The sequence below is a fragment of the Cryobacterium sp. MP_3.1 genome (assembly GCF_035984795.1).
GTDB lineage: Bacteria > Actinomycetota > Actinomycetes > Actinomycetales > Microbacteriaceae > Cryobacterium > Cryobacterium zongtaii.
Window position 1 is genome coordinate 1 of record NZ_JAXCHV010000018.1, and the last position, 14,955, is coordinate 14,955.

Sequence of the window (14,955 nt, forward strand, 5' to 3'; positions counted from 1 at the left end):
ACGCTCAACATGGCTACCCCAACCCAACGCCTCGCCGAACTGCTCACCGCAGCCTAGAAACCCGACCCGTTGCATCCACCACTTGACTTTGCCGTGGGTGAGAGGGCACTTTGCGGCAACTGACGGATGCTGCGCTTGCCGCGTTGTCCGCACGGGGAACAATTCGTCTGCGATTAGGCTGAGCGCATGACAACCTCCGGCGACTCGGCCCTCCCTGGCGATGTGACTCTGCCGGGCACCGCTCGGCGCGTGCTGGTCCGCCGGCCCGTCGACATCCTCGCCGAGGGCGAGATCACCCACATCGATCGTGTGCCGATCGACCTCGGGCTGGCCCGGGCGCAGTGGGACGGCTACGTGGCGGCGCTGCAGTCGGAGGGCTGGGCCATCACCGAGGTGGATCCGGCACCCGACCAGCCGGACTCCGTCTTCATCGAGGATGCCGTGATCCTCTTCGGCGACACCGCCGTGCTGGCCAGCCCTGGTGCGCCCAGCCGACGCGGCGAGACGGCCGGTGCCGAGGCGGCCGTGCGCCCCCTGGGACTCGCGGTGCGCCGGATCGACCTGCCCGGCACCCTTGACGGCGGTGACGTGCTCAAGGTGGGCGCCACCGTTTACGTGGGGCAGAGCCTGCGCACCAACGCTGAGGGTGCGGCGCAGCTTGCCGCCATCGTCGAACCCCTCGGCTACACCGTGGTCCCGGTTCCGGTGACCCGAGCCCTGCACCTCAAGACCGCTATCACCGCCCTGCCGGACGGCACCATCATCGGCTACCCGCCGCTCGTGGACGACCCGGGACTGTTCGAGAGGTTCGTGCCGGTACCCGAAGCGGAGGGTACCGCCGTGGTTGTGCTCGACGCGCACACCCTGCTGATGTCGGCCGCCGCGCCGCGCACCACCGAGCTGCTCACCGGGCTCGGCTATCGGGCCGTGACCGTGGACATCACCGAGTTCGAGAAGCTCGAGGGCTGTGTCACCTGCCTGAGCGTGCGCGTTCGCTGAGCGAAAATTCTGCTTGCGCCGGAGTCGTCCGTGGCCCTATCCTGAAAGGCTGCCTGAACAAGGGGGGCACAAGACGATGACACGAAACGCTCAGGAGGCCGACATGACCAAGACAGCTCGCACCAGGTACGCATCGATTGCGACCGGCGCTGCCTTCGTCCCGGCGCTCCGACTCGCCTCAATCTAAGGTCCCGGCCAGAGAACCCCACCCGCCCGCGTCTGCGCGGGCCGCACATTTCAGCGGGCGTCACCGCCCGCTTCCTCTTCCGGACGTGGTCATTCCGCGCCGGCACCGGGCACCACCGCACGCCGCCAGGAGCACCGTCGGCACCGCCGCCAGCACCAACGGCTTCGTCGCGGGTCCCGCACCCACCCAGCCCCGCACCATCCAGCCCACCGGCGCTTCAGCGCCGGAGCCGGCCCAGCCAGGAACCTCTCTCATGACCACCACTGCTCCACAGCATCCGCCGCACACTGCGCCCACGCCCGCTGCGCGCTCCAACACCTTCCGCACCCTGCTGCGGCTCTATCCCTATGCCAAGCCCGCGCTGCCGAGGCTGGGCCTGGGCATGCTCGCGGCACTGCTTGCCTCGCTGGTGGCCCTGGCCATCCCGCAGGTGCTGCAGCAACTCGTCGACGGCGCCCTCAGCCAGGGAGACACTGCACCGATCTGGCCCGCCGTACTCATCGTGCTCGGCCTCGGCGTGCTCGAGGCCGGCATGATCGCGCTGCGCCGCTGGTTCGTGCTCGTTCCCGGTACCCACATCGAATCCCGGATGCGCAACGCCCTGTACGCCCGGCTGCAGGACCTGCCCGTGACCTTCCACGACCGCTGGCCGAGCGGGCAGCTGCTCTCCCGCGCCGTCAGCGACCTCAACATGATCCGCCGTTGGATCTCGTTCGGTCTGGTGCTGCTCGTGGTCAACTTCCTCACCATCATCGCCGGCGTGGTGATCCTCCTGTCGATGAACTGGATCCTCGGCGTGATCTTCCTGGTCTGCTCGATCCCGATCTGGATCTACGGCTACGTGTTCGAGGAGAAGTACTCCGTGATCGCGAGGCGCAGCCAGGACCAGTCCGGCGACCTGGCGACCGCCGTCGAGGAGTCGGTGCACGGCATCCGGGTGCTCAAGGCGTTCGGCCGTGGCAGCTTCGCGCTCAAGAGCTTCGCCAGCCAGGCGGAGGAGCTGCGCGGCACCGAGATCGAGAAGGCCCGCGCCATCGCCGGGATCTGGCTCTGGCTGCTGCTGGTGCCCGACGTCGCGTTCGCGCTTTGCCTGGTCTCCGGCGTCTGGCTGACCAGCCAGGGCCAGCTCAGCGTCGGCGAGCTGGTGGCGTTCTTCGCCACCGCCACCGTGCTGCGCTTCCCGGTGGAGTCGATCGGCTTCCTGCTGTCGATGACCTTTGACACCCGCACCGCCACCGACAGGTTCTTCGACATCCTGGACACGCCAAACACCATCACCGACCCGCCCCGCCCGGTCACGATCACCAGCCCGCGCGGCCGACTCGCGTTCGAGAACGTGCACTTCCGCTACGCGGACTCACCCGAACGGTTTCCCGACCTGCTCGACGGGGTGAACCTGGTGCTCGAACCCGGCGAGACCATGGCGCTGGTCGGTCTCACCGGCTCCGGCAAGTCCACCCTGACGGCGCTCACCACCCGGCTGTACGACGTGACGGATGGCTCGGTGACCCTCGACGGGGTCGATGTGCGGGCCCTCCGCCGCGACGAGCTGCGCCGGCACATCGCCATGGCGTTCGAGGACGCCACCCTGTTCTCGGCATCCGTGCGTGACAACGTGCTGCTGGGCCGCCCGGAGTTCGCCGAGCGCACCCCGGAGGCCGACGCGGCCCTGGCCGAGGCGCTGCAGATCGCGCAGGCGGCGTTTGTGCACGACCTGCCCAACGGTGTCGACACCCTCGTCGGCGAAGAGGGCATGAGCCTTTCCGGCGGGCAGCGACAGCGCGTGGCGCTGGCCCGCGCCGTGGCCGCGGCACCCGCCGTCCTGGTGCTCGACGACCCGCTCTCCGCGCTGGACGTGAACACCGAGTCGCTGGTCGAGGCCGCCCTGCGCCGGGTGCTCGCGTCCACGACCGCCCTGATCGTGGCGCATCGCCCGTCCACGGTGATGCTCGCCGACCGGGTGGCGCTGCTCGAGGCGGGCAAGATCACCGCCGTCGGCACGCACTCCGAGCTGCTGGCCTCGAGCCCGCACTACAAGTTCGTCATCTCCAGCCTGGAGGACGAAGAACGACGAGAGTCCGAGCGAGCGGGAGAAGCACTGTGAGTGTCATCGGTGTCGAAGGCGAAGAGCGCCTCGACTACACCAAGGCCGAAAGCGCGCAGATCCGGCGCCGGTCGTTGCGCCTGCTCGGCTCGCTGCTGTTCCCGGTGCGCTGGTCGGTGGTCATGGCGATGCTCGTCGTCGTCGTGTCCACCGCCGCGCAGGTCGCCGGCCCGGCCCTGATCGCGTTCGGCATCGACAAGGGCCTGCCCGCCCTGCTCGAACAGGACTGGGTGCCGCTGGCGGCGACCGGGGCGATCTACCTGATCACCGGCATCACCGGGGCGCTACTGATCGCCTGGTACACCGTGCTCTCCGCCCGGATCAGCCAGGCCGTGCTCATCGACCTGCGGAAGCGCGTGTTCCTGCAGACCCAACGGCTGAGCCTCGAATTCCACGAGTCGTACACCTCCGGACGCATCATTTCCCGGCAGACCAGCGACCTGGATGCGATCAGGGAGCTGCTGGACTCCGGCATCAACCAGCTCGTGCAGGGCCTGCTCTACATGGCCTTCACCGGCATCGCCCTCTTCGCCCTCGACGGGGTCAGCGGGCTGGTGCTGCTCGTTGCACTCGTGCCACTGCTCGCGCTGACCCGCTGGTTCCAGGTGCGCTCGCAGCACCTGTTCCGCCAGTCCCGCACCGCGTCCGCGAGCCTGATCGTGCAGTTCGTCGAGACCATGACCGGCATCCGCGCGGTCAAGGCGTTCCGCACCGAGAAGCGCAACGAGGGTGTCTTCGGCAAGCTCGTCGAGTCGTACCGGCTGGTCAACGCCCGCGTTATCCAACTGTTCGGCGTGTTCGATCCCGGGCTGATCCTGATCGGCAACGTCACCGTCGCCGCGGTGCTGCTGGTCGGCGGCTTCCGCGTGGCCGACGGGCAGCTGGCCATCGGTGCGCTGCTCGCCGCGCTGCTGTACACCCGCCGGTTCTTCGACCCGATGGAGGAGATGGCGATGTTCTACAACTCCTACCAGTCGGCCGCAGCCGCGCTGGAGAAGATCTCCGGGGTGCTCGAGGAGCAGCCCGGTGTGCCCGACCCCGTCACGCCGGTGGACCTGTGGACCTCGAAGGGTGCCGTGCACTTCGACAACGTGCAGTTCGAGTACCAGGCCGACCGGGTCATCCTGCCGCACTTCAGCCTCACCCTGGAACCCGGGCAGACCATCGCCCTGGTCGGCTCGACGGGCGCCGGCAAATCGACCCTGGCGAAGCTGATCTCCAGGTTCTATGACCCGTCGCACGGCCGGGTGCTGTTGGACGGCGTCGACCTGCGCGACCTGCACCCCAAGGACCTGCGCCGGGCCATCGTGATGGTGACCCAGGAGGCGTACCTGTTCAGTGGCAGCGTCGCCGACAACATCGCGATCGGCAAACCGGATGCGACGCGGTCGGAGATCGAGGCGGCCGCGCGGGCCGTCGGCGCGCACGACTTCATCGTGGGCCTGCCCGGCGGGTACGACACCGACGTGAACAAGCGCGGCGGCAGGGTTTCCGCCGGCCAGCGTCAGCTGATCTCGTTCGCGCGGGCGTTCCTGGCCGACCCGGCGGTGCTGATCCTCGACGAGGCCACCAGTTCGCTGGACATCCCCAGCGAACGGCTGGTGCAGGAGGCTTTGCAGACGCTGCTCAGCGACCGCACCGCGGTGATCATCGCGCACCGCCTGTCGACCGTGGCGATCGCCGACCGGGTGCTGGTGATGGAGAACGGCGTCATCGTCGAGGACGGCACCCCCGACATGCTCATCTCGGGAACCGGCCGGTTCTCCCGGCTGCACGCCGCCTGGCGCGAGTCCCTCGTCTGACCACTCGCGAACTGTCAGCCAAGTACCCGAAACTTGAGGCTTTCGGTGCTTGGGTCGCGGTTCGCGGGTGGTTTGAGTCGGGGGTGTTTCGGGGATGTTGAGGGTCGGGAACCACTTGCCGGGAACCGGCCCGACGCGCTTGACACTCCCTGGGCTGGCAGCGAATCTGGTGCCAGAGAACACAACCGCCGTGAACGAGCAGCCTCGTTCCCGAGCCGGCGCCGCACGGTCATCTGTTGGTGTCAGCCTGTCTGATCGGGGGATCACCCAGCATGGACTCAGTCACCATCGTGGGTGCGGGGGTGGTGGGCCACGCCAGTGCCGTCGCCCTCCGCGCCCACGGCTACACCGGCCGCATCACCGTGCTCGGCAGCGAACGCCACCGGCCCTACGACCGGCCGCCGCTCGGCCGCGGCTTCCTCACCGGGCAGACCACGATCGATGAACTGGCGCTCGAGGCCCCTCACGACGACCTCGACGCCGACTGGCGCCTGGGGGTCGCGGCCGTCGCGCTCGACGCGGCCACGCACCGGGTGACGCTGGCCAACGGCCGCACCGTCGACTCCGACGCCGTGGTGATCGCCACCGGCTCCGCCGCCCGCCGCATGGCGACCATGCCCCGCGGGGTGCACACGCTGCGCACCGTGGAGGACGCCCTGGCGCTCCGCGAAGAACTGCTGCCCGGCGCCCACCTGGTCGTGGTCGGCTCCGGGGTCGTCGGCCTCGAAGTGGCGTCGACCGCCCGTGACCTGGGTCTGCGGGTGACGGTGTTCGTCAGTAGCACGGATGCGCTCCACACGGCCTTCGGCGCCACCGTCGCCGGCGCCGTGTTCGGGCTGCACGAGCGCCGGGGCATCACCGTGCGCACCGACCTGCGGGTGACCGAGCTGATCGGCCCCGGCTGGGTGTCCGGGGTGCGGCTGAGCAGCGGGGAAGAGATCGGAGCCGACCTGGTGCTGCTGGACATCGGCGCGGTGCCGCTGGTCGGCTGGCTCGGCGGCTCCGCACTCGACCCGGGTGGCTGGGACCTGCACGGCGGGGTGGTCGCCGACGCGGCCGGCGGCACCGGCGTGCCCGGGATCGTCGCGGTCGGCGATTGTGCGGCCTGGCTTGACCCGGAAACCGGGGCGCACCGCCGCATCGCGCACTTCAGCGACACCCGCAACCGACCGTCGATCGCCATGGCCGCGCTGCTCGGGGTCGACCCGGGCGGGGCGGCGGCGCCCGCCACGCTGACCTCGGAGCAGGCCGGCGCCCTGGTGCAGTTCGCCGGCCGGGTGCACGGTGGCGAGTCGATGACGATCGAGGCGGGCGGGGTCGACACCGGCGACCTGCTGGCCGTCTACCGCCGTGGCGAGACGCCGGTGGCGGTGCTGGGCATCGACCAGCCCGGGCGGGTCGAGGAGTGGCGGACCCGGTTGCTCGAGCTCAGCCTGAGCCTCACCGACACCGACACCGACGCCCACATTGACACTGCCGGGCCGGCCGGCCCTGTCAGGGACGCCAGCGCGCTCGGCTGAGGTCCACCCTGTAGCCGGACTCCGGCTCGGGACCGGGCAGCAACGGTGTCTGCTCGGCCCGGTAGTGCACCAGCGCCCGGCTCTCGTGGCCGATCGGCGGATGCCCACCGGCGCGGATCACCCGCCACCACGGCGCATCCGACCCGAATTGCGCCATCGTCTGGCCCACCACCCGGGCGGCGCGGGAGCCGAGGGCGGCGGCGACGTCGCCATAGGTCATCACCCGGCCGGGTGGGATCGCCTCGACGATGTCGAGCACGGCCTCCACGAACGGGCTGGCCGGGTTGAGGCGCACCGGCTAGAGGGTGAGCGCGCCGATGACCTCACCGAACTCGGTTTCGCCGATGTCGACGAAGCCGATGCGGTGGAAGAAGGCCTCAGGGCCGTCCTCGCCGGGCTCCCAGATCACCGTGATGCGGTCGAAACCGCGGTGACGGGCCTCTTCGGCGAGGGCATCGGCGGCGAACTTGCCCACACCCATGCCCTGGGCCTCGGCGTCGACGTTGATCCGCCAGATGCAGGCGCGGAATTCCTCCTGGGCGGATTCGGGGTCGAAATTACCGTGGATGAACCCGGCGACCTCGCCGTCGAGCAATACGACACGCTGCCAGGCGGTGGCCGGGTTGATCACGGATGCGGCGACCGAATACGAGACCGGCGCGATGAATTGCTCCTGACCGGGCTTGAGGCTCAGGTTATTGGCCGCGACGATGTTGCGCGCGGACAGTTCTTCAAGTCGGAGTTCAGGCATACACCCAAGGCTATCGCCCGGCCACGGCGGCAGGTAGTCGGGTTTGTGGGGGACTCGGCGGCCGTCACCGAAACGCCGGCCAACTGTCTCGATGTCGAGACAGTTACCGCCCTCGGCTAGGATTGTTGACGGCCACCACGCCCCGACTCACTGAGGAGAATCCATTGTCGAAGATCAAGGTTGCAGGTACTGTCGTCGAGCTTGACGGGGACGAGATGACCCGCATCATCTGGCAGGCCATCAAGGACTCCCTGATTCACCCGTACCTCGACATCGACCTCGAGTACTACGACCTCTCGATCCAGAAGCGTGACGAGACCGACGACCAGATCACCGTCGACGCGGCTCACGCCATCCAGAAGCACGGCGTCGGCGTCAAGTGCGCCACCATCACCCCGGACGAGGCCCGGGTCGAAGAATTCGGCCTGAAGAAGATGTGGGCGTCGCCCAACGGCACCATCCGCAACATCCTCGGCGGCACCATCTTCCGTGAGCCGATCATCATCTCCAACATCCCGCGCCTGGTGCCGGGCTGGAACAAGCCGATCATCATCGGCCGCCACGCGTTCGGCGACCAGTACCGCGCCACCAACTTCCGTTTCGAGGGCGAAGGCACCCTCACCATGACCTTCACCCCGAAGGACGGCGGCGACCCACAGCAGTTCGAGGTCTTCCAGGCGCCGGGCAGCGGTGTGGCCATGGGCATGTACAACCTCGACAAGTCGATCATCGACTTCGCCCGCGCCTCGCTCAACTACGGCCTGGAGCGCAACTACCCGGTCTACCTGTCGACCAAGAACACCATCCTCAAGGCGTACGACGGCCGGTTCAAGGACATCTTCCAGGAGATCTTCGACACCGAGTTCAAGGACCGCTTCGAGGCCGCCGGCCTCACCTATGAGCACCGCCTGATCGACGACATGGTCGCATCGGCGATGAAGTGGGAGGGCGGTTACGTCTGGGCCTGCAAGAACTACGACGGCGACGTGCAGTCCGACACCGTCGCGCAGGGCTTCGGCTCGCTCGGCCTGATGACCAGCGTGCTCTCCACCCCCGACGGCAGCGTCGTCGAGGCCGAGGCCGCGCACGGCACCGTGACCCGGCACTACCGCCAGCACCAGCAGGGCAAGCCCACCTCGACCAACCCGATCGCGTCGATCTACGCCTGGACCCGCGGCTTGTCGCACCGCGCCAAGCTCGACGGCAACCCGGCGCTCGCCGAGTTCGCGCACACCCTCGAGGATGTGGTCGTGAAGACCGTCGAGAGCGGCAAGATGACCAAGGACCTCGCGCTGTTGGTCGGCCCGGACCAGGGCTACCTCACCACCGAGGATTTCCTGGCCGCGATCGCCGAGAACCTGCAGACCCGCCTGGCCTAACCCGCCCGCCCGCACCCGAAAAGGCCCCGTCGATCCGGCGGGGCCTTTTCTGCGCCCAACTGTCGCCGAAACGGACAAATGTGCCCGGTACGCCGGGCGCAATTGTCCGCACCGGGAACAGTTGGCCCGACGGGTACGGCGACAAGCGGAGGCTCTCCTTGCTGGTGCCTACGGGCATCCGAGGTGACAATGGAGCCATGTCCACGCTCACGGGAGCATTCCGCCGGTATCCGGTTGTGGCGGCAACCATCCTCATCGGCCTGCTCGGACTGCTGCTGTGGGCCGCCGGGCTGACGGTCGCCGTGCAGTGGCTGTTCTCCGCCCTCGGCCTGGTCGTGGTCGGCATCCAGGGCGTCGGCATGATCAAACGGATGCGCCAGGGCTCGTTCGGCGTGGACCTGCTGGCGATCATGGCCATCATCGCGACCATCCTGGTGGGCGAGTACGTGGCCACCCTGCTGATCGTGCTGATGCTCTCCGGCGGCGCCGCGCTCGAGGACTACGCCGCGGGGCGGGCCCAGCGGGAGCTGAACGCCCTGCTCGACCGGGTGCCGCAGATCGCGCACCTGCTGCGGGGCGGCTCCTCCGACGTTGACGACGTGCCGGCCACCCTGGTGCAGATCGGCGACCTGCTGCTGGTGCGGCCCGCCGAGATCGTACCCGTGGACGCCGACCTGGTCTCCGCCTCGGCCGCGTTCGACGAGTCCTCGCTGACCGGCGAGAGCCTGCCCGTTGAGCGGCACGCGGGCGACCCTGTGCTCAGCGGTTCCATCAACGGGCAGGCCGCAGCGACAGTGCGCGCCACCGCTCTGGCCGCCGACAGCCAGTACCAGCAGATCGTGGCGCTGGTGGCGGAGGCCGCCGCGAGCAAGGCCCCGGTCGTGCGCCTCGCCGACAGGTACGCGGTGCCGTTCACCGCGGGGGCGCTGCTGATCGCCGGCCTGGCCTGGTTCGTCTCCGGTGACCCGGTGCGTTTCGCCGAGGTGCTCGTGGTCGCCACCCCGTGCCCGCTGCTGCTCGCCGCCCCGGTGGCGTTCATGGGCGGGATGAGCCGGGCGGCCCGGAACGGCATCATCGTCAAGGGCGGGGGAGTGCTCGAGAAACTCGCCCGCGCCAAGACTGTGGTCTTCGACAAAACCGGCACCCTCACCTACGGCACGCCGGCCATCGCCCGGGTCTGCCCGGAGGACCCGTTCAGCGAGGACGAGCTGCTCAGCCTGGCCGCGTCGGCCGAGCAGTACTCGTCGCACGTGCTCGCCGCATCCGTCATCACCGCCGCCGAAACGCGCGGCCTCCCGCTGCAGCGCACCGAGTCGGCCGTGGAGGTGCCCGCGCACGGCGTCACGGCCCGGTTCGGCGACCAGGAGGTGGTCGTAGGAAAGCTGTCGTTTGTGGCCGAGCACGCCCCGGATGCCTACCCGGCCGACCTGTCCGGCGGCGAACTGGCCATCTACCTGGCCGTGGACGGCCGGTACGCGGGCTGCATCGTCGCCAGCGACCAGGTGCGCGACAACGCCCGCGCCACCATCGCGGCGCTCGAGCGGCTGGGCGTGAGCGAATCCGTGATGCTCACCGGCGACACCCGGCCGACCGCGAACCACATTGCCCGGCTGGTGGGCATCACCAGGGTGCGGGCGGACTGCCTGCCGGCCGACAAGGTCGACGCCGTGCGGGCCATCCGGGAGCGGCCGGTGATCATGGTCGGCGACGGCGTCAACGACGCGCCCGTGCTCGCCGTGGCCGACGTGGGCATCGCGATGGGCGCCAAGGGGTCCACCGCGGCCAGCGAATCGGCGGATGCCGTGATCCTGCTCGACGACCTGTCCCGCGCCGCCCGGGCCGTCGCAATCGGCCGGGACACCGTGCGGATCGCCCTGCAGAGCATCTGGCTCGGCATCGCGCTCAGCATCGGCCTGATGATCGCCGCCGCGTTCGGGCTGATCCCCGCCACCGTGGGCGCGTTGCTGCAGGAGCTGGTGGACCTGGCCACCATCCTCAACGCGCTGCGGGCCATCGGCGGGCGCCGCGACGTGCGGGCACGCGGGGTGGCCGCCCGAATTCCCGCGGCCACACAGCCGGTGCCCACCCGCTGACTTTGGCGATCTTCCAGGGGCCCGCGAGCGCCTAATCTGGAGGGATGCGACGCATCCGTTTGCCGTTCGGGCCCACCACCAGCCGAACGGCTAACGAACCCCGCCTCGGCCGGGATGTCTATGTGCTCGGTGTGATCGCGTTCTTCGTCATGGTGGGCTTCGGCGTCGTGGTGCCGGTACTGCCGGTGTACGTGAAGAGCTTCGGCGTGGGCAACCTCGAGATCGGCGCGGTGGTGTCGGCGTTCGCCCTGATGCGCTTCGTCGCCAGCCCGGTCTGCGGCAAGCTCATCGACTGGGCCGGCGAACGCACCATCCTCGCCGTGGGCATCGGCATCGTGGCGGTCTCCAGCGGCCTGGTCGGCATCGCCGGCAGCTACCCGCAACTGCTGCTGTTGCGGGGAGTGGGCGGCATCGGCTCGGCGATGTTCACCGTCGCGGCGATGACCCTGCTGCTGCGCACCACCGCGCCGGGCATCCGCGGCCGCGCCGTGGGTTTCTACCAGGGCGGCTTCCTCATCGGCGGAATGGCGGGGCCGGCGCTCGGCGGCCTGCTCGCCACCATCTCGCTGACCGCGCCGTTCTTCTTCTACGCCGGCACCCTCGCCGTGGCCGGGGTGATCGGGCTGGTTCTGCTGCAGCCGGCCACGCGCGCCGGCGCCGGCTTGACGGGCGCTCCGACACCGATGCTCCCGCTCCGCAGCGTGCTCCGCGACCCCCGGTTCCGCGCCGCCTGCCTGGCCAACTTCTCCCAGGGCTGGTCGTCGTTCGGGGTGCGCGGCGCCCTGGTGCCGGTGCTCGTCGTCGAGGTACTCAAGGGACCGAGCGCCTGGACCGGAATCGCGTTCGCCGTCGCCGCGGTCGCGCAGACCCTTGCTCTGGCGCCCGCGTCCAGGTTCGTCGACACCGTCGGACGGAAACCTGCCATCATCGGCGCTTTCCTGGTGGCGGCCGTGACGATCACGGCGATCCCATTCGCCCCGAACATTTGGCTGCTCACCGCGCTGCTCTGTGTCTACGGCGTCGCCGCGGCATTCATGGGCACCGCGCCGGCGGCATCCGTCGGCGACGCGGCCGGCACCGCGGGCGGCCGCCCGGTGGCGATCTTCTCGATGTTCTCCGACTTCGGCGCCATCGTCGGCCCCCTCGTGGCGGGCCTGCTCGCCGACACCGTCTCGTACCCGGCCGCGTTCCTGCTCGGCGGGCTGCTCTTCGTCGCCACCTCCCTCTACGCCCTGCGGATGCCCGCCGGCCTGCCCGCGCACCCCGCCGCCGAGCCGCCGGTCACCGACGCCGTCGACCGCTGAGCCGCACAACTCCTGCAGACCCTGCCCGGTCGAGTAGCCAGCGGCAGCCGTCGGTCCTACGGTGGGGGCATGGCCTACCTCGAGGTGCCCGTGCCGGCCGATCTGGCCCCGGACGTGTTGCGGCTGTGGTACCTCGAGCAGCCCGCGGAGCAACGCTACGAGCGCATCTTCCCGCAGCCCGCCCTGCACCTGATCCTTAACCTGTCCGACCCGTATCGGGTATTCGACCTGGAGACCGGCGCGGCGCGCACGCTCGGGGCGGGCTTCCTGTCCGGGCTGCAGCCACGGTTCCTGATGACCCAGAGCCCGTCGGCGATCCGGCACGTCGCCGCCGAGCTGGCGCCGTTCGCCGCCGCCAGGTTCCTCGATCTGCCCGCCGACGAGCTGACCGGCACCGTGCGAGAGAGCCAGGGGTTGCTCGGTGACACCGACGCGCTGCGGCAGACCGCGCGGCGGGCCCCCGACCCCGCGGTGGCGGTGGCGCTGCTGATCGACCACCTGCGCGCCCGGCGACGGCCAGGCTCGGCGCCGCAGGCGGTGCTGCGGGCCTGGGCCGGCATCCACCAGAACCCGGATGCGCCGGTGCCGGAGATCGCGGCGGCCGCCGGGCTCAGCCACCACCGCCTGATCGACGACTTCAAGTCCTGGTGCGGGGTCACCCCCAAGGCCTACGCGGACATCGTCCGGTTCCGCCAGTTCATCCAGGCACTGCCGTTGCAGGGGCCGATGCCCAGCTGGGCCGATCTGGTGGCCACGTCCGGGTACTACGACCAGCCCCATTTCATCAGGGTCTTCCGGGCGTTCACGGGCTTCTCGCCCAGCCGGTACCTCGACATCGTCACCCGCGTCGGTGTGGACTACGCCGCCTTCGTGCCGCTGGATGAGCCGGAGGGTGTGCCGTCGCCGACGGTGCCGGAATTTTCTACAAGACGCACCGCGCCCTGATGGTTAGCGTGACAGTGTCCCGGAGTGGCCGGGACCAGGTATCCCGGGAGTAGACATGGACGTGTCATTCAACTGGCTGGCGGTCGCGCTGGCCGCACTCTCGTCGTTCGTGATCGGCGGGCTCTGGTACTCGGTGGTGTTCGCCCGCCCGTGGCAGCGCGCGGCGGGCGTCACCGACGAACAGCTGAAGCACGGCACCGCGCGGGTCTTCATCGGTTCGGCGATCCTGGCGATCGTCATGGCGATCAGCCTGGCCGCGTTCATCGGCTCGAACGGGCCGGGCTTCGGCACGTTCGCCGGATTCGCGACCGGCTCGACGTTCGTGGCCGCAGCCTTCGGCGTGAACTACCTGTTCGAACGGAGAAGCCTCGTGTTGTTCGCCATCAACGGGTCGTACAACGTGGTGTCCTTCACCGTGATGGGCGCCATCATCGGTCTGCTGCAGTAACGCTCAGGCGCCGAGCTCCTTGCGGCCGGAGAGCACACCGCTGACGGTGGCCACCACCGCGAAGACGCCGGCAACAATCGGCTGGCCCAGGTCCCACCAGGCCAACGCCGCGGCGCCGAACACGAAGATCTCCACGATCGCCTTGCCGAACGGGTCGAGCCGGAACACGGCCTTGGGCGAGCGGAACAGCGCCCAGACCAGGATCGCGAAGGCCGGCGCGAGGATGCCCACCAGGATGCCCGGCCACGGCAGCGGCCAGGCCAGGAACCCCCAGAGCGCCAGGCTCACGAAGGCGAACAGTTCAAGCACAAAACGCAGGATGTCGTTGGCGCCGATGGTCGGGGTGGGGCGGGTGTCGTTCACCCGCCAATCCTACCGACCGGGCTACTTGAAGATGATGGTGCGTGCTCCGTCGAGCAGCACCCGGTTCTCGGCGAACCACTTCACCGCCTGGGTGAGGGTACGGCTCTCCTCGTCCTGACCGATCGCGACGAGTTCGGCGGGGGTGCGGGAGTGATCCACGCGCACGACGTTCTGCTCGATGATCGGACCCTCGTCCAGGTCGCTGGTGACGAAGTGCGCCGTGGCGCCGATGAGCTTCACACCGCGGGCGTGGGCCTGCTTGTACGGGTTGGCCCCCTTGAAGCCGGGCAGGAACGAGTGGTGGATGTTGATCGCGCGGCCCTCGAGATACGCGCACAGCTCGGGGGAGAGGATCTGCATATACCGGGCCAGCACCACCAGTTCGATGTCGTTCGCCTCGACGGCGTCGACCACGCGAGCCTCGAACGCGGCCTTGCTGGCCGCATCCGTGATCGGCAGCGATTCGAACGGCACGCCATAGAACCCGACCAGGTCGCGCAGGGCGCCGTGGTTGCTGAGCACCAGCGGCACCTCGACGGCCAGCTGGCCGCCGCGCTGGCGGAAGAGCAGGTCGTTGACGCAGTGCCCGGCGGTGGAGGCCAGCACCAGGGTGCGCAGCGGCCGCCCGACAACGTCGATGACGGATGCCATGGCGTACCGCTCGATGATCGGCGCGAGCGCGGCCTGCAGTTCGTCGCGGTTCGCGGGGGACTCCACCTGCAGACGGATGAAGAACCGGCCGGTGTCGGCGCTGGAGAACTGCTGGCTCTCGGTGATGTTGCCACGGGCCTGAACGATCGCGCCGCTGACGGCGTGCACGATACCGGGCTGGTCGGGGCAGACGAGGGTGACGACCAGGTGGTGGTGGTGCACGGGAGCCGGAAGACTGGGGTTCATCGAACCAGATTACCGGGACTGCCGGTGCACACCGGCATCAGCGGCCGGCCGGCCGGTTACGCCGGGCGACCCTGTCGTTTGCGGGCTCACTCGGCTAAGCTAGTCCGTGGTCGGCGGAATCTCACCGGCCCCGGGCGCGCACGTCGGCGCGCACCGCTTGAAG

At 69.6% G+C, this 14,955-nt stretch carries 13 protein-coding genes; 9 read left to right on the forward strand and 4 right to left on the reverse strand.

The features are described from left to right. Window positions 1–186: 186 nt before the first annotated feature. The 4 genes from ddaH (at window position 187) to RCH12_RS12025 (ending at window position 6,612) form a co-directional block, all read left to right on the forward strand. Window positions 187–999 carry a dimethylargininase gene (gene ddaH, locus RCH12_RS12010; protein ID WP_327017011.1) on the forward strand — a complete coding sequence of 271 codons (813 nt, stop codon included), beginning with the start codon at window positions 187–189 and terminating at the stop codon, window positions 997–999. A gap of 440 nt (window positions 1,000–1,439) precedes the next feature. Beyond that, a complete protein-coding gene (locus tag RCH12_RS12015; protein ID WP_088458105.1) occupies window positions 1,440–3,290 on the forward strand; it encodes an ABC transporter ATP-binding protein in 1,851 nt (616 codons plus the stop codon). Continuing rightward, a complete protein-coding gene (locus RCH12_RS12020) occupies window positions 3,287–5,092 on the forward strand; it encodes an ABC transporter ATP-binding protein (RefSeq protein WP_088457111.1) in 1,806 nt (601 codons plus the stop codon). The genes RCH12_RS12015 and RCH12_RS12020 overlap by 4 nt, the downstream gene beginning before the upstream one ends. A gap of 272 nt (window positions 5,093–5,364) precedes the next feature. Then, on the forward strand, window positions 5,365–6,612 hold the full coding sequence (locus RCH12_RS12025) for an NAD(P)/FAD-dependent oxidoreductase (RefSeq protein WP_327017012.1): 1,248 nt from the start codon (window positions 5,365–5,367) through the stop codon (window positions 6,610–6,612). Here RCH12_RS12025 and RCH12_RS12030 read toward each other — a convergent pair. Together RCH12_RS12030 and RCH12_RS12035 are read right to left on the reverse strand one after the other, a co-directional pair. Next, window positions 6,587–6,907: an MGMT family protein gene (locus RCH12_RS12030; protein ID WP_088457110.1), complete on the reverse strand. Its 321-nt coding sequence runs from the start codon at window positions 6,905–6,907 to the stop codon at window positions 6,587–6,589. The genes RCH12_RS12025 and RCH12_RS12030 overlap by 26 nt on opposite strands. A 3-nt stretch (window positions 6,908–6,910) precedes the next feature. Beyond that, entirely contained in the window at window positions 6,911–7,363 is a 453-nt protein-coding gene (locus tag RCH12_RS12035) for a GNAT family N-acetyltransferase (protein ID WP_088457109.1), read from the reverse strand. 164 nt (window positions 7,364–7,527) lie between these two features. Here RCH12_RS12035 and RCH12_RS12040 point away from each other — a divergent pair, with 164 nt between their 5' ends. From RCH12_RS12040 to RCH12_RS12060, 5 genes are all read left to right on the forward strand, one after another. Further along, a complete protein-coding gene (locus RCH12_RS12040) occupies window positions 7,528–8,742 on the forward strand; it encodes an NADP-dependent isocitrate dehydrogenase (RefSeq protein WP_327017013.1) in 1,215 nt (404 codons plus the stop codon). 197 nt (window positions 8,743–8,939) lie between these two features. Next, the gene (locus RCH12_RS12045) at window positions 8,940–10,835 is read left to right on the forward strand and encodes a heavy metal translocating P-type ATPase (RefSeq protein ID WP_327017014.1); all 1,896 of its coding nucleotides are present in this window, start codon (window positions 8,940–8,942) and stop codon (window positions 10,833–10,835) included. A 44-nt stretch (window positions 10,836–10,879) separates the two neighbouring features. Next, the gene (locus RCH12_RS12050; protein WP_088457106.1) at window positions 10,880–12,139 is read left to right on the forward strand and encodes an MFS transporter; all 1,260 of its coding nucleotides are present in this window, start codon (window positions 10,880–10,882) and stop codon (window positions 12,137–12,139) included. Window positions 12,140–12,208: 69 nt separating this feature from the next. After that, window positions 12,209–13,084 carry a helix-turn-helix domain-containing protein gene (locus tag RCH12_RS12055; RefSeq protein WP_327017015.1) on the forward strand — a complete coding sequence of 292 codons (876 nt, stop codon included), beginning with the start codon at window positions 12,209–12,211 and terminating at the stop codon, window positions 13,082–13,084. A 55-nt stretch (window positions 13,085–13,139) separates the two neighbouring features. Further along, entirely contained in the window at window positions 13,140–13,532 is a 393-nt protein-coding gene (locus tag RCH12_RS12060) for a DUF1761 domain-containing protein (RefSeq protein ID WP_088457104.1), read from the forward strand. Window positions 13,533–13,535: 3 nt separating this feature from the next. Here the strand turns inward: RCH12_RS12060 and RCH12_RS12065 are convergent, their stop codons facing one another. Then, window positions 13,536–13,895: a YrdB family protein gene (locus RCH12_RS12065; protein ID WP_103432199.1), complete on the reverse strand. Its 360-nt coding sequence runs from the start codon at window positions 13,893–13,895 to the stop codon at window positions 13,536–13,538. 21 nt (window positions 13,896–13,916) lie between these two features. After that, window positions 13,917–14,792: a formyltetrahydrofolate deformylase gene (gene purU, locus RCH12_RS12070; RefSeq protein WP_327017016.1), complete on the reverse strand. Its 876-nt coding sequence runs from the start codon at window positions 14,790–14,792 to the stop codon at window positions 13,917–13,919. Window positions 14,793–14,955: the final 163 nt, after the last annotated feature.